The sequence below is a fragment of the Pedobacter humicola genome, assembly GCF_056490705.1.
In genome coordinates this window covers 204,720-225,714 of sequence record NZ_JBWJIG010000006.1, presented here as the reverse complement: position 1 = coordinate 225,714, position 20,995 = coordinate 204,720, and the positions used below count along the sequence as shown (strand labels likewise).

Sequence of the window (20,995 nt, the reverse complement as noted above, 5' to 3'; positions counted from 1 at the left end):
TATATCTTCGGGCTCCGGACCTCCGACTTTTGGACTATGAACTAAAGACTACGTACTGAAGACTACTTTCTATTCTTCTCCTCAATCCACAAACTCATGTATTTGGTGCTTTGTGCGGTATGGTGATTTAAAATCTGCCCGAAAAAATTGTTTTGCCTGTGGGCGGTTAAATCTGAAGCCAATCTTTCAATTTCTTTAATGAATGGTTCGGCAAAATATTTTGCTGAATATCTTTGGTTGATGATTTGGATGCCTCTTTGTTGTGCAATTTGCCAGGCATTTTTATCCTGATAGAGTTTTGCGGCTGCTTCGATAAACAGATCCAAATCGTTTTCAATACTGCCGTTCCAATTTAAATTGCCTTTCATGGCTTCGGCGCCGATTGATGTGGTAACCGATGGGGTACCCACCTGCATGGCATCGATAAATTTACCTTTAACGCCTGCACCAAACTGAATAGGAGCAAGCAGTATGCGGTGTTTAGCAATGGTCTCTCTGGCATCTGATGCTCTTCCTTTGATCAGGAACTTTTCACCTTTGTTATCCAACTGCAACACTTTTTGAGATGGATAAGCACCATAAATGTTTAACCATGCCTCTGGCAACTTTTTCCTGAGTGTTGGCCATACCTGGGTTTTTAAAACTTGTACGGTATTCCAATTGGGTTCGTGCAGGAAATTGCCGATAAAAATAAAATCTTTACGATCTTCAAAGGGAATCCAGTTTTCAATAGCATCCGAATCGACTTCTTCTTCAAGAAAAGGGAGGTAGTAAATCAGTGAAGGATCAATTTTGAATTGTGTTTTCAAAATATCCATCTCTGCTTCCGAAATGATTAATGATAAATCACAGCGTAAAATCGAAGCTATTTCTCTTTTAGCCGTGTCTGAAAATAAATCTAAAGCCTGTTTTTTTTTGTCGCTTTGCTGACGGGCACTCCGCAGGCAATGTAAATCTTCGGTATCCAAAAGCCTAAGTGCATAGGGGCATTCTTGCTGAACGCGCCACGCATACTGTTCCTCAACCATAAAACGGTCGAACAGTACCATATCCGGATTTAATTTCTTTATAAACGTGTTGAAACTTTCATCGTTCAGTTTAATTTCCTGTTCTACTACATCAATTCCACTAAAATCATAACTAAAATCGCTTTTTGAAGCGGCTGACGCAAAGGTAATCTGATAACCTTTAGCCAGAAATAAATCAACCAGTTGGATGATTCTCGTTCCTGCTGCCGATGAAGTAGGTTCGGGCCAAACAAATCCAATGATCAATAATTTCTTAGCAGTAGTATTCATTTACCTGCAAAATAAGCTCTTTTTTTTTGCTCCCGCAGATAAATGTGATTTTAGCGGATTAAAACGTAAATCTGCGATAATCTTTTAAATCAACGGGAGATATTAAACGTATCTTAAATATTTCTAATTTTGCAGCTCAATTACAAACAAGCATGTTAGGATTAAAATTGTTGACAGACCCACGTTGGGCAAATATTGCGGAATCGAATTTGGAGGAAATTTTATCTGACCATGCCTGGTGCGAACAAAAAGCGGCAACCAATGCCATTACCTTAATTACCCAAAATTCTGAACATCAGGATCTGGTAGATGAATTAACAGCCATAGCCATTGAAGAGATGCAACACTTTCAGATGGTAATTGAAATTATAAAAAAACGGGGCTATACCTTAAGCCGCGAGCGTAAAGATGATTATGTTGGCCGTTTGGTAAAGTTTAGCAAAAAAGATGGAAGCCGGAACATGGCTTTTATTGACCGGCTTTTATTTGCGGCAATGATTGAGGCCAGAAGCTGCGAACGTTTCAGGGTGCTGTCATTAAACATCAAAGATCAGGAACTGGCTAAATTTTATCACGAATTGATGGTCTCGGAAGCCGGACATTATACTACCTTTTTAAATTTTGCCCGTAAATATAGCACTGACGTGGATGTAGATAAACGCTGGAAAGAATGGCTGGATTTTGAAGGGGAATTGATCCAGAGTTTTGGTACAAAAGAAGCGATACATGGGTAATTCAGTTTGCAATTTTCGGCTAACAGTTTTCATTATAAACCCTTAATCGAAAACTGTTAATTGCCAACTGCCAACTCCTTTTTATGGATGTTCCACAGCCAAATTACAATATCCTGATAGCTATCGGTTCCCTTTTTCTGGTTGTTCAATTTTAAAAAACTATCGAAAGCGGCATCCATATAACCGAACATATCACCATTGTATTTCCGCCAAAATTCCTTTTCAACTTTAAAATCGGCTAAAACCTGGGGTAAGAGTTTTAAATAAAGTAATTTATAATCGTCGGGAGATTTCATTCTGATCTCAAATAAAATATACCGCAACATTTCATAATTGGCAGAATACCGGTAATTCAGGTCGGGACTATTGCTTGCAGTTAGATAACCCATAAGATTGGCCTCATCTTCGTAAGCAATACCAAGCTGGTGTCCTATTTCGTGACAGCTCACATAAGGTTTTACAAAATCAGGCAGATTCATGTTCATGTTGGCTTCGCCCGAAAGTGGGGCGTAATAGCCTTCGATTCCAATTTTACTGATCATCCAGGAATTTAAAACCGATTTTAAACAAGGGTTTTGATATTGGAACAGTTGATTCTTTTGTGCCATCAATGCATAAGCCACTGCCGATTTTGTTTCCAATTCATCGACGGTATAAGCTGGGACTTTGCCTTGTTTCAGCTTTAAAGTATTGGTTTTTTTAATAAAATAATCGCCAAGAACAACTAATTCTTTAACGTTATATTTTTCATTACCTATACCCAATTCTTCGCTAACGCTTGGCCGACTGTAATTTAAGCCCCATACAATTTTAAATATGATATATAGGATCAAGAAAAAGTTGAGGACTTGTAAAGGAACAAAAATTCTGTCTTGTCTTTTTAGCGATTTTCGTTTTTTATAAAACAGAATGATCTTATAAAGTACATAGCCGATAAGCAGCGCGTAAATCAGGTCGCCAATAGCAAAAGGAAAAAGGGACGATATAAACCTTAATGCTGAAGAAATGTAAGGATAAAAACCTGTTGAATAATACTTTTGAACTAGGCCTGGCGATAAACCAATGAGGTAAATAAAAATCGTTAAAGAAATTATTATCGAAGACCTAATGAACTGTTTTTTTTGAGTGCTCATTTATTTAATGGCCGTTTAAATAATAAATACAACAAATCTATCTGGCAAAAGTTAAGCGTTTTCCGATCTGATCAGTCGTGAATTTGCCATTTTGATAAGCCAGATTGCCTGAAACAAAGGTATGTGTAATGCTGGCCTGGAAAGTGTCTCCATCAAAAGGGCTCCAACCACATTTATAAAAATTATTCAGCTTGGTTACTTTCCATGAATCTTTCAGGTCTACCAGAACTAAATCTGCCCAGTATCCTTCGCGGATGAAACCACGTTTTTCGATATCAAAACAAATGGCCAGGTTATGTGCGGTTTTTTTAGCTATTTTCTCTAAAGATATTTTGCCCTGCAAATGCATTTCTAATAATGCTGGTAAAGCATGCTGAACTAAAGGCCCGCCTGATGGCGCCTGCGAATAAGGTTGTTCCTTTTCTGCTAAGGTATGTGGCGCATGATCTGTTGCGATCACGTCAATATAATCTTCCAGAACACCTTTCAGCACGCCTTTCTGGTCATCTTCTGTTTTAACTGCGGGATTCCATTTAATAAAATTTCCTTTTGAAGCGTAATCCTTATCGTTAAACCAAAGGTGATGTATACAGGCTTCAGCGGTAATTTTTTTATCTTTTAATGGCGTGATATTGTCGAATAATGCAATTTCTTTTGCTGTAGAGATATGCAGGATATGCAAACGGGTTTGGTAAGTTTTTGCCAGTTCGACCGCTAATGAGGATGACTTATAACAAGCTTCGGCACTGCGGATGAGGGGGTGCATTTCTATGGTGAGGTCTTCTCCGTATTTAGCTTTAAATTCGGCAAGGTTATGACGGATAGTGGCTTCATCCTCACAATGTGTTGCCACCAAAATTGGTGCTTTGCTGAAAATATTTTCTAATGTTTTTTCATTGTCAACCAGCATATTCCCGGTTGACGAACCCATAAAAACCTTAATGCCACAAACGTTTTTAGGATCGGTTTTTAACACTTCTTCAATATTATCGTTGCTGGCCCCCATATAAAAGGAGTAATTCGCCAATGAGGTTTGCGCTGCGATTTCATACTTATCAGCCAACAAACTTTGTGTTAAAGTATTGGGTACGGTGTTGGGCATTTCCATAAAAGAAGTAATCCCCCCGGCCACAGCGGCCATACTTTCGGTAAAAATATCGGCTTTATGTGTTAAACCCGGCTCACGGAAATGTACCTGGTCATCAATCATTCCCGGTAAAAGGTATTGCCCCTCTGCGTTAATTTCTTTCGCATCAGGTGCTGATAGATTTTGACCGATTTTGGCAATTAATCCATCTTTTATCAATACATCAGCAACAATTTTTTGTCCTTCGTTTACAATTGTAGCGGCTTTTATCAGGTAAGTATTCATAGTTTCAAAGGTAAAAATAGATTTGAGAAGTTAGATAGTCGATTTGAGAAAAGTATGCTGTAATGTGTGAGTAAAAGGATGATCCACTCAAAGGAATTAATCGTTTTAGATTGTCAAAAGTTCTAGACCCGAGGCTGAAGACTCCGAACTCTGGACTAAATTTGAGCCTTTTCGGCTCAAATAAACTATCTTTGTACGCTATGGCAAAATCGTTCGAAGAATTTAAGTTAAACAGGCAAATTTTAAATGCAGTTGCCGATGCAGGTTATACCGTTGCCACACCGATACAGGAAAAAGCAATTGCACCAGTTTTATCCGGGCAGGATATTTTTGGTATCGCCGAAACTGGTACTGGGAAAACCGCGGCTTTTGTTTTGCCGATTTTAATGCAGTTGAAATATGCTCAGGGTGCTAACCCAAGGGCTTTAATTTTGTCTCCAACACGCGAACTGGCAATGCAGATTGCAGAGCAGGTAAAATTATTTTCTACCTATACCGATTTACGCTCCTTAGTGATTTTTGGCGGAATTGGTCCGAAAACACAGAAAGAACAGATTGCTAAGGGCGTTGATATTCTGATTGCCACACCTGGAAGGTTCCTGGATTTATATTTAGCTGGTGACATCAATACCCAAAGTTTAAAGTTTTTGGTGCTGGATGAAGCCGATAAAATGATGGATATGGGTTTTATAGGATCAATTCACAGAATCCTCGAAATTGTTCCGCGTAAACGCCAGAATTTATTGTTTTCGGCAACAATGAGCGATTTGGTTCAGAAAATTGCCGGCGATTTCTTGAAAAATCCTGTGGTAATCGAAGCTTCTGAGCAGGCAACCCCTGCTGCAAACGTTACCCAGGCTTTATATTATGTTCCCAATTTTAAGACTAAAATTAACCTGCTTCAGCATTTGCTGAAGAATGATGAGGCTTTTAACCGCCTGATTATTTTTTGCAAAACCAAAACGGTGGCCGATAATATTTACAGTTTTATCGAGCGTAGATATGGCGCGGAAAATGTTCGTGTTATCCATGCCAATAAGGGACAGAACACCAGAATTAATTCCATTAATAGTTTCAAAGAAGGTAATATCAGGGTGTTGGTGGCTACAGATGTGGCGAGTAGGGGGATTGATGTGAGTGATGTAAGCCATGTGATCAACTTTGATGTGCCGATCATTATCGAAGATTATGTACACCGTATAGGCCGTACGGGGAGGGCATTTGCCAAGGGCGATGCCATTACTTTTGCAACGGAAGCCGAAAAATATTATATCCGTAAGATCGAAAAACTGATCCGCCAGTATATCCCTGTTGCCGAAATTCCTGAAGGTGTTTTTATTGATGAAACTCCTTACGAAGAACGCCAGCACATTGCAAAGGAAATCGACATGCAGAAACGTAAGGAAGACCCTGATTTTAAAGGTGCTTTCCATGAGAAAAAACATGCGGCAGCTATTGAGAAAAAGGTGAGGGAAAAGGCAAAAGAAAAAGCAGGCAAGCAGGTAAAGAGTTTTAAAAAAGGTAAAAAATTCGATAAGAAAAAATAATGGGCTTAAGGATAACACCTTTAAATATTGTTAGCGCCATAGGTTTAGGATTGGTAGTTGTAAATCTCGTTTCGGAGAAGAGTACGGCACCACGACATATAAATATGGATGGCTTTTATCTCCTTATCTTAGGTTGCCTAATCCTTGTGACCTTTATAACAGATATGATTTTTCGTTTTACACTGAAGGACATCAAAAGGATTTGGATAGTCGAGCTGATCTTTATCGTTATTGCAGCAGTGTTGATGCTGATCTTCCAAAAAGTAGCGTAATAAAACCGTAAAAAAATCTGTACGGTAATTAATCTGTACAATCAACTCTTCTGTGTAATCAAATTAAATAAGCATCTTTGCATCCGGAAAAATTAACCGAATATGAATCAGTGAAATCTGTTCAATCGGTGAAATCAACAATAACATGAGAAAAGCAGAAATAAAAATAACCGTTGAGTTAGACGATAACAATATGCCAGAGAATATTCTTTGGGAAAGTACCGATGCACAGACAAAGGATCAGGTTCCGGTAAAATCGATGATTCTGGCCCTTTGGGACCACAATTATAAAAACTCGATGCGCATCGATCTTTGGACAAAAGATATGCCTGTTGATGAAATGAAACGTTTCTTTTACGAAACGTTACAAACTATGGGCGATAGCTTTTTAAAAGCCACTAACGAAACATTAATCGTTGAAGATTTACGCGATTATTGCGCTCATTTTGCGGATAAGATGGGGATTATTGAGGGACAGTAGTCAGTTTGGAGTTTAGAGTTTGGAGTTTGGAGTTTGGAGTTTGGAGTTTTTGATGAAATGCCAGGCAAGTTAGCTACAAACCATTAACCATCGGCTATCAGCCATTAACCAGTTAAATAATTCACCGATTAACCGATATAAAAAATGTTAGTATTAAATAAATTCAGGGCGTGGTTAGGCATTTTATTATGTGTTATTTCAGGTTTCTGCCCAATTTTGAAGGTGCCAATTAAAGGCAATTGGAACTTGTATCAATCTGATGCGCGTTTGTTTCTAATTACCTATGCGATAATTGCCATTTCCGTATTGTTCCTGTTCATCAGAAAAGTTGGTGCTTTTAAGTTTATGAGTTACGTAATGGCTATCTGGTATGTTTTAGCAGTAGTTGCAGTTTATTTTACTGCAAACAATTATACCAAATATGGATTTGCCAATAAATTGATCGGTAAAGTTGTGCACTTTCAATGGGGCTGGATCGTACTTTTAGTTGGTGTAATATTTATGCTTTTCAGCGTTAAGCGCGGCGAAAAAATTACAGCTTAAGCCTTTTCGTGCAACTGAGAGGTTAACTTGGCAACTTCATAACCTTTAGCTTTACATCTGGCCACAATTTCATCATGGGTTTTCTTGGGCATAGTCTGATTACGGCTCATAATGAACAAAAATTTATGGTCTGGGTGACCTACCACCACATAGGAATAATCATCGGCCAGTTCGATGATCCAGTAATCAACCTTTATGGGCCAGATAAACTGTGCCTGTAATTCTCCTTTATCTCCGTCTTCTGAGGGGAACATTTTAGAGTTTCTTGAATAAACCTTATCATCGCCCGGTTTTTTATAGGTGGTGAGTACATTGTAGTAACCATCCTTATTCAAAGTGTACTTAGTGGTTGTTTCCCTGCTCCCTTTATCGAAAATCGTCGGAATAGAATATAAAGAATACCATGTTCCCGAATATTTTTTCAAATCTAATTTAGCCACGGGAACATTTTTTTCCATGGGTAGGTAGGTTAATAGAACAAGCAGGAGTGAGCATATCGTTTTCATAATATCCTAGGTTTTGATATTATTTACGGATTTGAATCCAGCTTGGTTTTAAAAATGTTAATCTATTGTAAAATAATCCTCAGTATCTTCCTCTAGCGGGATATATATCCTTTCCCATTCATTCCCATCAACAATTTCCCAGGTATGTCCTTCCCCGGCAGTATCATTGGCAATTAGCACAATTCCTGGTTCGATGATAAAAGTTTCACCATTGCTTACGGTAAACTTCAATTTACCCTTAAGCGTAATCACATATTGCCGCCTTGGCGCAGGATGGGGGATTTTTTCTAAGGTTGATACGTCTGTTTGCGCAAAAAAATAGCTTGCATTGATATGTTGCCGGATAGGGATTGTACCCTTTTCAAATGTACATTTGTCGTCTTCGGTATTAATTAAACGGATGGCTTTAAGGTAATGATTTGGTGCTCCGGCTTGATCTGTATTCATCTGCTAAAAATGTATTGATTTAAAATTTTAATTCTGTTTGTCCTTTTTGTGATACTTCACGTTCATGTTGAAGCAGCCACTTTTTGCGCCATAAACCACCCGCATAGCCCACCAGTTTTCCGTTGCTGCCAATTACCCTGTGGCAGGGCACTACAATGGCAATATCGTTTTTTCCGTTTGCTGAAGCAATTGCCCTGATCGCCAATGGATGGTGTGCCGAAAATTTAGCGTATGAAGTGGTTTCGCCAAAAGGTATGGCCAATAAATTCTGCCATACCTCCTGTTGAAAATCTGTTCCTTTTTGTTTAATCGGAAAATTGAAAACCTTTAGTTCGCCTTTAAAATAATCCTGTAATTGCCTGGCTACAGCTGAGGTAAGCTGGTTTTCAGGCATGTCAGCAATATCTTTTTCGGCAAAAGTAATGGCATACACAAATTCGTCATCAGCAAGGATGGTTATCCTGCCAACAGGCGATTCTATAACTGATGCATAATCCATAATCTTATGTGCTTCCGTGGCTATTTCACTTGTGCTTAATCTTAAACAAAATTACAACAATACAACAATTTAAATGCGCAATATTTATCAATAAAAGTATATTTGCGGTTATGCAATTGGCCAAAGAGGTTAAATATTTAATTCACAAGGAAGTATTGTTAGAGTGGCGCTCCAAGTATACCATTAACGGTGTATTGCTGTATGTGGTCTCTACCATTTTTACGTGTTACCTGTCTTTTGTGAGCCTCGGCGATAAATTAACCTGGAATGCTTTATTTTGGATTATCATGCTTTTTGCCTCTATCAATGGCGTATCCAAAAGCTTTTTACAGGAAACAAAGGGGCAACAGTTGTACAGTTACATTTTGGCCAGTCCAGCTGCGGTTTTGATCTCTAAAACAGCTTATAATACCATCCTAATGCTGGTGCTGACCACAATTGCTTTAGGTTTTTATACCCTGGTTTTCGATTCCTTTACCCCGCCGGATTTGGTGATGTATTATATTGCCGTCGTGTTGGGCAGTATCAGTTTTTCTACCATATTTACCATGGTTTCGGCTATTGCGAGCAAAGCAGGGAATGGAGGAATGCTGATGGCAATTTTAAGCTTTCCGATTATTATTCCGGTATTGATCTTATTGATCAAGCTGGCTAAAAATGCTGTTGATGGCCTTCCATGGGAGAATAGTTACGATGAAATAGCAATGTTACTGGTGGTGAATGTACTCATGGTGGCAACCTCTTTATTGTTATTTCCTTACCTTTGGAGGGATTAAACATGGATGATGGAAAGTGGGTGATGGAACAGGGAAACATTCCCTCATTCAAAATTCGATCATTTAATAATTAAACATACGTATGAATAAAACTTGGTGGAAAATTTTAGGTTCAGTGTTGGTGATTTATACCGCAATTGCGGGTTTATTGCTTGGTGTTCCTCATTTACCGATATTAAACGAAACAATCAGAAATCTCTATTTTCATGTGCCGATGTGGTTTGCCATGATTGTACTGTTTTCGATCTCTGTTTTTTATAGTGTGAGGTCATTGAGCTCCAAAAGCGAAATCGACGATATTAAAGCTGTAGAAAGCGTTAACGCGGGGATTATTTTTGGTATTTTAGGTTTAATTACCGGTGCTATTTGGGCAAAATATACCTGGGGGCAATTTTGGAGTTTCGATCCCAAACAAAATTTTGCTGCCATTTCGATTTTGCTATACTTTGCCTATCTGATTCTGCGTAATGCAATTGATGAAGAGCAAAAAAGAGCCAAAATTTCGGCCATTTATAATATTTTTGCCTTTCCGATGATGGTGGTATTACTTTTCGTGCTGCCAAGGCTAAAAGATTCACTACACCCGGGCAATGGCGGTAACCCTGGTTTTAACAGTTATGATTTAGATAGCCGCATGCGTATGGTATTTTACCCTGCCTGTTTAGGTTGGATATTAATTGGTTACTGGGTATACACCATCCGTTTCAGAATACGTACTATTGAGACCATTATGAACACACCTACAGTTGATGAAGTGAATGGTGTTCGTGATAGCTTCGTTACCGCTGAAGATCGATCAATAACAAACGAAAACAAGCAACAACATAACTAAAATGAAGAAGATATTTTTCTCCCTAATATTAATGATGGCCACCATGCAGTTATTTGCACAGGATAATGGCGTAGAAATGGCTGATAGCCTTCGTAGCAACGGAAAAATTTACGTTGTGGTAATCTGTATTGTAATTATCCTGGTAGGCTTGCTTGCCTATCTTTTCTCCATCGATAAAAGATTGAAGAAAATCGAAAAAGAAAACCATATCGAAAAATAGTTTGAAATGGATCGTCTACATCGCGGTCCGGATTTATTTTTTTGGAAAGTGATCAGAATTTTTTGATCACTTTTTTTATGCCTCATATTTCCGTTGTGTTTTGCGATATTCATAATTTCAGAGGTGTTTGTGGCTCATCTTTAATGAGTGTTGTAATAAAATGCCATTGTGGATATTTTTTTTGTAATTTTTTTTAGGATTGGAGAGTTGAAATAAAACCTATAAAAACGGTCGTTTTAATCTGCTCGAAATATGCTGTATATCTATGTTTAAATGGGTTTAAGTATTGTTTTTAGACAGTTTCCCCTGATCGGTATAAAGCCTGTTCGAGAACTTAAATAGAGTGGTGTTTGCTTTACACTAAGTCTTTTTGCATTTGGATATGTGCGGTTTTTTTAGGCAATTTTGCACCGAAAACTTATTCAATATAAAAAATAAATAATGGCTAATCTAGCAGACGAGAACAAGTTCTTTGCAGATGTTTGTAAAAACTTTGACAGTGCGGCTCAATTCACCAATCATCCTGAGGGTTTATTGAACCAGATTAAAACATGTAATAGTGTATATCGTTTCCAGTTCCCAATCCGCCGCGGAAACGGTTTTGAAGTAATCGACGCTTGGCGTGTAGAACACTCTCACCATATGAGCCCTACAAAGGGTGGTATCCGCTACAGCGAAATGGTTAACGAAGATGAGGTTATGGCTCTCGCAGCCTTAATGACTTACAAATGTGCCATTGTTAATGTTCCATTTGGCGGTGCAAAAGGTGGTATCAAAATCAACACCAAACAATACAGCGTTGCCGAATTGGAAACCATCACCCGCCGTTACACTACAGAATTAATTAAGAAAAATTTTATTGGTCCTGGTATCGATGTTCCTGCTCCCGATTATGGATCTGGCGAACGCGAAATGAGCTGGATTGCTGATACCTATATGACCATGAATCCTGGTCAATTAGACGCATTGGGTTGCGTAACTGGTAAACCAATTGCCTTGCACGGAATCCGTGGCCGTAAAGAAGCTACCGGTCGTGGTGTGGCTTATGCCGTACGCGAATGTGTTGATGTGGCAGAAGATATGGCTAAAATCGGTTTTAAAGCTGGTTTAGGTGATAAAAGAGTTATTGTACAAGGCTTAGGTAACGTGGGTTATCATTCTGCTAAGTTCCTAGCTGAGTTTGGTGCAACCATTGTTGGTCTTTGTGAGTTCGAAGGTGCCATTTACAATGCCAACGGATTAAATGTTGACGAGGTTTTTGCTCACCGTAAAAATACAGGCTCAATTTTAGGTTTCCCAGGTGCTACCAGCTTCAAAAATTCGATGGAAGGTTTAGAACAGGATTGCGATATCATCGTTCCTGCAGCTTTAGAAAACCAGTTTACTGAGCTTAACATCCGTAATATTAAGGCGAAAATTATTGCTGAGGGAGCAAACGGACCAACTACACCAGAGGCTGAAGCAATTTTCACCGAAATGGGCGGGATTATTATTCCTGATATGTACTGTAACGCAGGTGGTGTAACCGTTTCTTATTTCGAATGGTTGAAAAACCTTTCCCACGTGGCTTTTGGCCGTATGGAGAACCGTTATGCGGCCAATTCAAATGCCAATCTGATCAATACTTTAGAAAATTTAACCGGTAAAACAATCCTTCCTGAACACCGTTTAATGATTGTAAAAGGTGCTTCAGAAATGGAATTGGTAAATTCTGGATTAGAAGATACCATGATCCATTCTTACCACGAAATCCGCGAAACGTTGATGAACAAACCAGCAACCCAAACCCTAAGAACGGCTGCTTTCGTAAATTCAATCGATAAAATTGCGGTTTCTTATATGAACTTAGGCGTTTGGCCTTAAACTGTTAATCGTCATCGCAAACCCCGGTTATTATCGGAGTGTGACGGTCTATTAGAAAGCGTTGTAGGCATATCTACAACGCTTTCTTTTTTGGAAAGAATGTTCGGTGTTTCATAGGAGCGGCTTAGCCCATGCCTATTTAAGGAAGTGTCATCGATCCCATCAGATTTAAGTACGGCAGACAGTTGCCAAATGCATAAAAATAGCCAATCAGAGATGGAGTATTCTTAAAGACTAACGTTATGTTTACCGATCTGCTAAATCACCTTCAATCTGTGAGAAAGCCCCTACTTGCTTATCGAAATATCCAATGAAGACTTCAAATTTAACTGACTTTGTAAGCCATTTCTAAATGCTTTTAAAAGCTGAATCAGCGAATTGGCATCCTGATTTAAAAATAATAATTCTGATTCGAGTTTGATTTTGTCTTTTCCTATGCTCTTTGCTTTAATCTCCAGTTGGCTAAAGCTGCGTAAGTTCCCAGTAATAAATGGTATTGACATCTGCTTGAACAGTTTCTTGAAATCTACCTTAAAATAAAAGAAATCTTCAGATAGTATCCTTTTAGGATCAGGTTTAATGTTTTGCAAAGTACTTAACTGAACATTGCCATTATTCCCTTTAAAATAGGTCTGATATAACGGAATCATCATCCTGCTGATTTTTCCCGTCGATGGATCTAAAAAGTCTAACGATTTAAGATAATCGCTTACTTCCCGGTCGTCGGCACTCATATTAATGGAAATTGAAGGGATTTTGCGGTCTTTAAGTATTTTTTTCTCCACCCGTTCAAAATCATCATTGTATTCGTATCCTACCACGGTATCTACCTGTGTAATGGTGTTCGTCCATTCGAAATCGACGTAATCTTTGTAAAACTTTAAAAAGTTATATTTTGATAGGAAAGAAGTACTTCCTGTTTGACTTTTTTGCACTAAATTCGTCTTATATTTAGCGTTTAACCACATACCCACGGTGCTTTCAGGATTTAAAACGCGGTGTTGTGGTTGAGGTGTAGGCTCGATCAATTTATTGATAAACTCATTGCTGAAATTGATTTTCCCATCAGTAAAATTAATCTTACTTAGGTTTGTAGCATCTTGAAAAGAAACATGATCGGAAAGATCTGTTAGCTTGCTAAACTTACTCTCGCCAATTTTGACCATATTTTTCTGATTCAGTATGTCGATCAGAACAGTTTTGACCGATTCCTTTTGGGGCGTATAAGCAAAAGTGACAATTGCCTTATTATATAGAATATTGATGGTCGAATCTTGAGATTGAAAAAAATGATTATCCTTTTTAATTAACTTTAAATACGCGTTTGTAGAGATAAAACGGATAAGTGCTAAACTATCCGCGATTTCAAAACTGGAATAAAATGTAGTTTTAGCTTTTCCTTTCAAACTATATACATAAATGTTTGCTGGAATTTTTAAGCCAGTATTTAAATCGTCTACCTTTTCCTTAATCCCTTTTTTATCTGTACCAGAATATTGACCCGGATGTTTAAGGTAACTAAGCGCAAGTGTTTTGTACAGTTCATCAACATTTATTTTAACAACGGCATTCGCTGACACAGGTATCCATATATTATTGGCTTGTATCTGCCTGTACTTGAAAAAGCCGAAATAGCAAATCAGCAGCAATATGACTATCGCTGCTGTTATTTTTAAAAATTTCTTCATAGAAAGGGTTAACTGTTTAAATTGGTTAATCGGTTAACTGTAGTATTGTCTACTGAAAATTGTTATCTGAAGACTGCTAACTAATCTACTTTGCAGCATTCTCAATTAGTGAGAACAAGTATTTCAATGCGTTCTCATGTCCGTTTGGAATTTCAGCACTAATATCTGCCGAAACCAATCTGCCTTTGATCGGATTCGATTTCATGTACACGTTGCCCATTTTTTCTAAGGTGCTGTTAAACTTCTTGGCTGTTTCCTCACCACCGATTTCCGAATCCGGTACTTTACCCACAAGGTTTTTAGCATTGAACAAAAAGCTGAAATTGTTTTTACTCAACAAGTCTTTATGTAGTTTGCTTAATTTATTGCTGTTGTATTGATTGTTGCTGATCCCCTGCATTTCCGTTAGCGAATTGCCGAAAAACACAATGCCATCTTTAATCATAAAGTAAATATCAATCGGGCTTTTCTTTTCTTCAATCTTGTAAATATTGTTATTCACAGAAACAAAGTTTTTGTTTACGCCATATTTAATCACTTTGTTGATCAAACGGGTATCTTCAGAAGAGAACATGAAAAGGAAATCGGGCAGAGTTTCTTTTTTGGTTTTTGTTACCTCTTTTTGCTTGTAATCATCATCATATTCGTAGGTGGTGTAAGTAACGTCTTTGGTGTTTAATCCGTTAATTACAAATAGTGCATCACCTTTAACAACTTTGCTTACCGCTTCTTCATCTAGTAGAAGAGAGAGCAAATCAGCACCAAGGTCAATTTCTTCATCCATTTTTGCACCTAAAAAAGAGCCATAAGTTTGTTTCATTAATTTAGGGAATTCTTCCAGATAAGCTTTGGTATCAATCGAATAACTCATAAAGCCGAGCGCTTTTTCGCTGTTTACATAATTCAGGAATTTTTTGTTCAACTTCCTGTTCATGATTTTTTTATAAGCATCTGCTTGTTCCTGAGCCAGTTCTAATCCTGTTGAAATACGGAAGCTATTGTTGTCCATAAAAAGTTTGGCATTTAAACTGCCATAACCTTTCATAAGCCCCGCTTTTCCATAAGTGCCAAATTCGGGCGCAATTGAGTTATAAACATCCTGCAGACTCGATACCCAAAGCTCTGCAATGGCCTTGTTATCTAAACTCGCGGTGTAAGATTTGTTATTCTCGATCGATTCATAGGTGCCGTTGAAAATCTGGTCAGCCTGAGCAGTTATCCAGGTAAAAGCCAGTCTTTTTTTCTTGGCATCTTGTTCCGCACGTTCCTGCTGGTAAGTATCGTACTGCTCATCAACAATTCCATGTACAGGAGTCATAGCGGCTGCTGTATCCATTGGTGCATCATCTACTGTTGCAAACGCATCTTCGTTGTGTTGCTTATGGGGCTTCAAAGGTTCTTTTTTCTTGGCCACTTTTTTCTTTTTGCCTGCAGTTTTTTTAGTGTTCTTTCTGGTGGTCGGTTTTTTCTGGACCTTGTTCTTGGTAACAGATGGGGCGGCTACTTCTTCTACCATGGGCTCAGCTGTGGTTACATATGTCGAATCGACAGCCACGGCAGTACTATCAACAGCCATTGCATCATCACTTTGAAACCTGATGTCTTTAATCCCATAACGCGCAGATTTAACCGAGTCGGCAAAGAAAGACCCCTTGATGCTTCCTGTTACAAAATAGAGCATGTTGTTGTTCCATTTGATAATGCTGGTACTATCAGGCAAAATCATGGTGCGGACATCACCCTGTTGGGTAAATTTTTTCTCCTTGTTTTCAATTAAGCTTTCAAATTTTTTAGCGTCTTTTATCGGGATCAAAAAACAGTTATAGGTAATACTATCGCTCAACTGATTAAAGTAATACATGTTTTTTTCCAGGTTGATGCCAAAGTCTTCAATACTGGTGAAATTTTTATCAAGCGATTTCGAAGTTTCGGTCAGCAATTTCTTGCCCACAAAAGATTCGTTAAAATCTTTCACAAACATGAGTTTAAAAACATTGTCGCCTTTAATGGTGGCTACTGTGAAAGCATTTAAAGGAATCTTTTTAACTAAATCCTGTGCCTTCGCCAGGTGATATGATAAAAAGAATGAGATAGCAATTAGAATTTTTTTCATTTAGATAGATTTTTCTGATAGTATGGTTTTATTTGGATAGTTGTATCGTGTTCGATACGTTAATTTTTCCATTAATTAAATCCATGATGCTGCTTTTCAACATCACTGCTTTTTTTGATTTCGAAACGTTTGATGCCGGATTGGTGCTACTTGTTACAACAGATTCGAAACGGTAGATGCTGGTATAGGTTGCACCGTTAAAAACCGCCTTATCTTTTGCTTTCAATTTATTGAATTCGGTTTTGGCCGTACCCACAGCCTGATATTTCCGGTTAAAAGTCTTCGTTGTTTTGTTGTAACTGTAAGAAGAGGTGTTCGTCGACTTGATTTTTTGTTGGGCAAGGATGTTTTTGGTGATATTATTGATGTTCGCAACATCTTTAAACGAAAAACTGATGGTTGCGATATAATTATTAAAATCGCTGGTACTTTTTACATTCGATATGCCTTCCGATTTTTTTAAATAAGCCACAGCTTCATTCAATTCTTGCTGAATTTTTTGTTTACTTGGCACTTTATAGCCCTGTACACTATCCAATAGCATAACAGATGCAACCTTGGTTTTGCTTTGGCTCAGGTTTATGGTGAGTACAACATCGCCCGTACCATCATTTTTCATCGAAATTTCTTCAATTACTTCGAAGCAGGAGCTTAAAACGGGGATCAAAACGATAAATAGCAAAAGCTTATAAAACTGTTTTAAGTTCATGTTAATCGGGTTTGTGTTTTACTGTGGGATGTAAAAAGGAATGATGATCTGATAGGCCAAACTTAATAATTTCAGTCCGAAATTTCAAACGATTTAAGATATTCCTTAAGATCAGTTATAAATAGTAGCCCTGGTTGAAAATATTTCACCTCAAAAATCAGGTAATTGTCAATATAAAGACAAGAAAAATGTAAAAGAATGCTTGCTAAGCCTATTTTTCTATCTTTGTTGCCAGCTTTTACAATACGTATAATCATGAAGAAAAGTGCAATCATTGGATTAATTACCATCGCAATTTCCGTAGGGATTTTATTTAGCTTAAACGCAAATACCGACACCTACTCTAATTTCAAACAAGCAGCTACTTCTAATAAAGAAGAGCATGTTATGGGCTATTGGGAAAAATCAAAGGGTACCTATTATGATGCGGTAAAAGATGCCAACCATTTTTCGTTCCACATGAAAGATGAAAAGGGAGAGGTGAGAGAGGTAATCTACGCAGGTACCAAGCCACAGGATTTTGAAAAATCTGAAAAATTGGTTCTTATCGGCAAAATGGATAAGGACAAATTCTACGCATCGAAAATTTTAATGAAGTGCCCTTCTAAATATAACGATAACCTGGTAGAGGTTAATAAGGATGGCAAAGTCGAAATAAGTAAAGACGGCGAGAAAAAAATATAACTAATTTATTTAATGGATATTCAATTTGTAGGCGAACACCTGTTACCAGGTAAAATCGGACAGTTTTTTATTGTTCTGGCATTTAGTGCATCATTACTATCAACCATATCGTATTTTTTTGCCAGTCGCGATAAAAATTTAGAAGAAAAATCCTGGAGAAATTTAGGCCGTATTGGATACCTGATTAATTTTGCCAGTATTATCGGTATTGGGGCGATCTTGTTCTATCTGGTACTTGGCCATTATTTTGAATACTATTACGTTCAATCGCATTCTTCAAAACAACTTCCTGTATACTATATTATATCCGCATTTTGGGAAGGACAGGAAGGAAGTTTTTGGCTTTGGGCTTTCTGGCAATCCTTTCTCGGCGCATTGTTAATCTGGAAAGCTAAATCATGGGAAAGTCCGGTAATGACAGTTGTAGCTTTCTCGCAGGTATTTTTAACCTCTATGCTTTTGGGTGTAGAAATTTTTGGAGAACGTATCGGAAGTTCCCCTTTTATCCTCTTAAGAGACGCAATAGATTTAAAAGCCCAGGCACCTGTGGTTTTCGCCAATCCTGAAAATTACAAAAACTACCTTAAGTTTATAACCGATGGTAAAGGATTAAACCCATTATTGCAAAACTATTGGATGGTTATCCACCCGCCAACCTTGTTTTTGGGTTTTGCCAGTATGGTGGTGCCTTTTGCCTACGGAATCGCCGGTTTGTGGCAAAAAAGATATAAAGAATGGATTAAACCTGCTATGCCATGGACACTTTTTGCGGTGATGGTTTTAGGTACAGGTATTATTATGGGCTCTTTTTGGGCATATGAAGCGTTAAATTTTGGCGGGTTCTGGGCCTGGGATCCTGTAGAGAACGCATCATTAATTCCATGGTTGACCTTGATAGGCGCGGTACATGTAATGATCGCTTATAAAAATACCGGCCATGCTTATTTTACGGCCATTGCATTGGTTTTTTTAAGCTTCTTATTGGTGCTTTATGCATCGTTTTTAACCAGAAGCGGAATTTTAGGCGATACCTCAGTTCACTCGTTTACCGATATGGGGATGTTTGGCCATTTGATCTTATACAATGTGGTATTTGCGGTTTTAGCAGTTGCATTAATTGTGGTAAGGTGGAAAGAATTACCGATTACCACGAAAGACGAAGAAACCTATTCCCGCGAATTCTGGATGTTTATCGGTGCTTTGGTTGTAACTATTGCCTGTATCCAGGTAATCTTTTCTACTTCAGTTCCGGTATTTAATAAAGCATTCGGTACTAAGTTTACTCCCCCAATTGATGCTGTAAAATATTACAATCAATGGCAGGCCCCTTTTGCAGTTTTAATTACCCTGATTTCAGGATTTTCTCAATATTTAAAATACAAAAGAACAGATCCAAGGAAATTCTATAGCAGTTTAGTTTCTGCAATTATTTTTTCGATCGTGTTAACAGCCGGCTTGGTGTATGTAGCTGAGATTTACACCAACACCATGTACATCCTGATTACCTTTAGTTGTTTGTTTGCCGTTCTTTCTAATGCTGCAGTATTGTATCAGGCTTTTGGTGGTAAGGCAAAACTGGCCGGATCGGCAATTGCACACATAGGTTTTGCCTTCCTGATACTAGGCGCATTAATTTCGGCGGCTACAAATAAGCCAATATCCATCAATGCGAACAGATTTATTCCGGTAAAGGATTTCGAAAAAACGGAGAAGCCTGGTGAGAACATCATGTTATACAAAAACGAACCCAAGAAAATGGGTAAGTACACGGTAACCTATGTAGCCGATACCACAGTGGCACCCAATACGATTTATACCCTTAATTTTAAAGTTTTAGATAAAGAAGGTAAGGTTAAAGAAGATTTTAACTTGCATCCGCATACTCAGGACAATCAGAAAATGGGCTTAATCGCTTCTCCTGATACCAAACACTATTTAACTTACGATGTGTATACGCACATTACCAGTGCTGCAATTAAACAGGAATCGCACGATGACCATGAAGGTCATTCTGATGATGAAAATTATAAAGCACCACGTATTGTTAAGGTTTCGGTAGGGGATACCATTCATACCTCAAGCGGAATTGTTACGGTTAAAGATTTAAACAGAAAACCAACCGCAAAAGATTTAGTTTTGGGTCAGGGTGATTATGCTGTTGGTTTACCATTGGAGATTAATGCTGCTGGTAAAATTTACAACACAGAGCCTATCTTTTTGATAAAGGGCAATAATACTTTCGATTTTGCACGTAAAGTAGACGAGTTGGACTTAAAATTCCGTTTCTCCAGGGTTTTACCAGATGAGAAAAAAGTTGAGCTTCAGATTTTTGAGAAACCTCAACAGGCTAAGGACTGGGTGGTGTTCAAGGCGATCGAATTTCCTTTCATCAATTTATACTGGGCCGGTACCATTGTAATGGTTGTGGGTTTCTTACTTTCAATTTTCAGAAGAAGAAAAGAAGCCAAAGGGGCATAATAGCATGAAGATTGTTGTATTAGGTTCGGGAAATGTGGCCACAAACCTGGCTAAGGCTTTAAAGGCTATAGGCGAAGATATCGTGCAGGTATATAGCCCAAATCTAAACAACGCACAGTTATTGGCCGATTTGATTGCAACCGAAGCAGTAAGCGACCTGGATGATCTTAAACAAGACGCTGATTTATATATCATCTCAGTAAAGGATGATGCCATTGAAACTGTTGCCAAATCATTGAAAAATGTGACTGGTTTGGTGGTGCATACTTCTGGAACCACGGATATCAATACATTATCTTCAGCAGTAAGAAAGGCAGGTGTTTTTTATCCTTTGCAAACTTTTTCGAAAGCTAAAGAAGTTTTATTTGAGAATATCCCACTTTGTATCGAAGCGGGTGACGAAGTTCAGTTGACTATTTTGAGCGGTCTCGCCGCTAAAATAAGCCGTCAGGTATATGAATTGGATGGAGAAAAAAGAAAAGTATTACATCTTGCCGCAGTGTTCGCCTGTAATTTTCCAAATCATCTTTATGCTTTGGCAAATGAAATTTTAAACCAGAATGGTTTGGATTTCGAAATCATCAGGCCTCTAATTGCCGAAACGGCTGATAAGGTAATGGACAATTTACCAGGAAATGTGCAAACCGGACCAGCAGTAAGGGGGGATGAAAACACTTTAAATAAGCATTTGAGCATGTTAAACGACATGCCCGAATTGCAGAACATTTATCAAATATTGAGCGATAGCATAAAATTAACGCTGAAATAGCATTATTACGGCTTTTGCTTATTACTTTTGC

At 38.1% G+C, this 20,995-nt stretch carries 20 protein-coding genes; 11 read left to right on the top strand and 9 right to left on the bottom strand.

Annotation, left to right across the window (positions count from 1 at the left end; all coding sequences use genetic code 11):
• Positions 1–62 precede the first annotated feature (62 nt).
• Positions 63–1,298: a glycosyltransferase family 4 protein gene (locus tag AC04Q1_RS12325; RefSeq protein WP_478364898.1), complete on the bottom strand. Its 1,236-nt coding sequence runs from the start codon at positions 1,296–1,298 to the stop codon at positions 63–65.
• A gap of 152 nt (positions 1,299–1,450) precedes the next feature.
• On the opposite strand from AC04Q1_RS12325, the gene AC04Q1_RS12320 reads away from it, so the two are divergent.
• Entirely contained in the window at positions 1,451–2,032 is a 582-nt protein-coding gene (locus AC04Q1_RS12320) for a MiaE family protein (protein WP_108200728.1), read from the top strand.
• A 56-nt stretch (positions 2,033–2,088) separates the two neighbouring features.
• On the opposite strand, the gene AC04Q1_RS12315 is transcribed toward AC04Q1_RS12320, so the two are convergent.
• Together AC04Q1_RS12315 and AC04Q1_RS12310 are read right to left on the bottom strand one after the other, a co-directional pair.
• Entirely contained in the window at positions 2,089–3,165 is a 1,077-nt protein-coding gene (locus tag AC04Q1_RS12315; protein WP_478364897.1) for a DUF3810 domain-containing protein, read from the bottom strand.
• 37 nt (positions 3,166–3,202) lie between these two features.
• Complete coding sequence (locus AC04Q1_RS12310) at positions 3,203–4,537, bottom strand: dihydroorotase (RefSeq protein WP_478364896.1); 1,335 nt, start codon at positions 4,535–4,537, stop codon at positions 3,203–3,205.
• Positions 4,538–4,737: 200 nt separating this feature from the next.
• Here AC04Q1_RS12310 and AC04Q1_RS12305 point away from each other — a divergent pair, with 200 nt between their 5' ends.
• The 3 genes from AC04Q1_RS12305 (at position 4,738) to AC04Q1_RS12295 (ending at position 7,380) form a co-directional block, all read left to right on the top strand.
• Positions 4,738–6,084: a DEAD/DEAH box helicase gene (locus AC04Q1_RS12305; RefSeq protein WP_478364895.1), complete on the top strand. Its 1,347-nt coding sequence runs from the start codon at positions 4,738–4,740 to the stop codon at positions 6,082–6,084.
• Between the two features lie 417 nt (positions 6,085–6,501).
• On the top strand, positions 6,502–6,837 hold the full coding sequence (gene gldC, locus AC04Q1_RS12300; protein WP_187593820.1) for a gliding motility protein GldC: 336 nt from the start codon (positions 6,502–6,504) through the stop codon (positions 6,835–6,837).
• 144 nt (positions 6,838–6,981) lie between these two features.
• Positions 6,982–7,380 carry a hypothetical protein gene (locus AC04Q1_RS12295; protein ID WP_478364894.1) on the top strand — a complete coding sequence of 133 codons (399 nt, stop codon included), beginning with the start codon at positions 6,982–6,984 and terminating at the stop codon, positions 7,378–7,380.
• Here AC04Q1_RS12295 and AC04Q1_RS12290 read toward each other — a convergent pair.
• From AC04Q1_RS12290 to AC04Q1_RS12280, 3 genes are all read right to left on the bottom strand, one after another.
• On the bottom strand, positions 7,377–7,838 hold the full coding sequence (locus AC04Q1_RS12290; protein WP_478364893.1) for a lipocalin family protein: 462 nt from the start codon (positions 7,836–7,838) through the stop codon (positions 7,377–7,379). The two genes, AC04Q1_RS12295 and AC04Q1_RS12290, sit on opposite strands and share 4 nt — an antisense overlap.
• A gap of 105 nt (positions 7,839–7,943) precedes the next feature.
• Complete coding sequence (locus tag AC04Q1_RS12285; RefSeq protein WP_478364892.1) at positions 7,944–8,333, bottom strand: cupin domain-containing protein; 390 nt, start codon at positions 8,331–8,333, stop codon at positions 7,944–7,946.
• Positions 8,334–8,352: 19 nt separating this feature from the next.
• Positions 8,353–8,832 carry a methylated-DNA--[protein]-cysteine S-methyltransferase gene (locus tag AC04Q1_RS12280; RefSeq protein ID WP_478364891.1) on the bottom strand — a complete coding sequence of 160 codons (480 nt, stop codon included), beginning with the start codon at positions 8,830–8,832 and terminating at the stop codon, positions 8,353–8,355.
• A gap of 110 nt (positions 8,833–8,942) precedes the next feature.
• On the opposite strand from AC04Q1_RS12280, the gene AC04Q1_RS12275 reads away from it, so the two are divergent.
• The 4 genes from AC04Q1_RS12275 to AC04Q1_RS12260 all read left to right on the top strand — a co-directional run bounded on the left by AC04Q1_RS12275 (position 8,943) and on the right by AC04Q1_RS12260 (position 12,523).
• Positions 8,943–9,608: a heme exporter protein CcmB gene (locus tag AC04Q1_RS12275; protein WP_478364890.1), complete on the top strand. Its 666-nt coding sequence runs from the start codon at positions 8,943–8,945 to the stop codon at positions 9,606–9,608.
• Between the two features lie 82 nt (positions 9,609–9,690).
• Positions 9,691–10,440, top strand: a complete 750-nt coding sequence (locus tag AC04Q1_RS12270) for a cytochrome c biogenesis protein (protein WP_478364889.1) — start codon at positions 9,691–9,693, stop codon at positions 10,438–10,440.
• Between the two features lies 1 nt (position 10,441).
• Positions 10,442–10,660, top strand: coding sequence for a CcmD family protein (locus AC04Q1_RS12265; RefSeq protein WP_316844405.1), 219 nt, complete (start codon positions 10,442–10,444; stop codon positions 10,658–10,660).
• Between the two features lie 441 nt (positions 10,661–11,101).
• The gene (locus AC04Q1_RS12260; RefSeq protein WP_316844406.1) at positions 11,102–12,523 is read left to right on the top strand and encodes a Glu/Leu/Phe/Val family dehydrogenase; all 1,422 of its coding nucleotides are present in this window, start codon (positions 11,102–11,104) and stop codon (positions 12,521–12,523) included.
• A 287-nt stretch (positions 12,524–12,810) separates the two neighbouring features.
• On the opposite strand, the gene AC04Q1_RS12255 is transcribed toward AC04Q1_RS12260, so the two are convergent.
• The 3 genes from AC04Q1_RS12255 to AC04Q1_RS12245 form a co-directional block, all read right to left on the bottom strand.
• Positions 12,811–14,211 (bottom strand): hypothetical protein, encoded by a 1,401-nt coding sequence (locus AC04Q1_RS12255; RefSeq protein WP_478364888.1) that lies wholly within the window; start codon positions 14,209–14,211, stop codon positions 12,811–12,813.
• 85 nt (positions 14,212–14,296) lie between these two features.
• Positions 14,297–16,324 (bottom strand): hypothetical protein, encoded by a 2,028-nt coding sequence (locus AC04Q1_RS12250; RefSeq protein WP_478364887.1) that lies wholly within the window; start codon positions 16,322–16,324, stop codon positions 14,297–14,299.
• A gap of 28 nt (positions 16,325–16,352) precedes the next feature.
• Positions 16,353–17,033 carry a hypothetical protein gene (locus AC04Q1_RS12245; RefSeq protein ID WP_478364886.1) on the bottom strand — a complete coding sequence of 227 codons (681 nt, stop codon included), beginning with the start codon at positions 17,031–17,033 and terminating at the stop codon, positions 16,353–16,355.
• A 255-nt stretch (positions 17,034–17,288) separates the two neighbouring features.
• On the opposite strand from AC04Q1_RS12245, the gene AC04Q1_RS12240 reads away from it, so the two are divergent.
• Genes AC04Q1_RS12240 through AC04Q1_RS12230 form a run of 3 tightly spaced genes read left to right on the top strand, consistent with a single transcriptional unit; the run spans position 17,289 to position 20,964 of the window.
• The gene (locus tag AC04Q1_RS12240) at positions 17,289–17,717 is read left to right on the top strand and encodes a cytochrome c maturation protein CcmE domain-containing protein (protein WP_116249904.1); all 429 of its coding nucleotides are present in this window, start codon (positions 17,289–17,291) and stop codon (positions 17,715–17,717) included.
• 12 nt (positions 17,718–17,729) lie between these two features.
• Positions 17,730–20,195 (top strand): heme lyase CcmF/NrfE family subunit, encoded by a 2,466-nt coding sequence (locus AC04Q1_RS12235; RefSeq protein ID WP_478364885.1) that lies wholly within the window; start codon positions 17,730–17,732, stop codon positions 20,193–20,195.
• A gap of 4 nt (positions 20,196–20,199) precedes the next feature.
• Positions 20,200–20,964, top strand: coding sequence for a Rossmann-like and DUF2520 domain-containing protein (locus tag AC04Q1_RS12230; protein ID WP_478364884.1), 765 nt, complete (start codon positions 20,200–20,202; stop codon positions 20,962–20,964).
• Positions 20,965–20,995 lie beyond the last annotated feature (31 nt).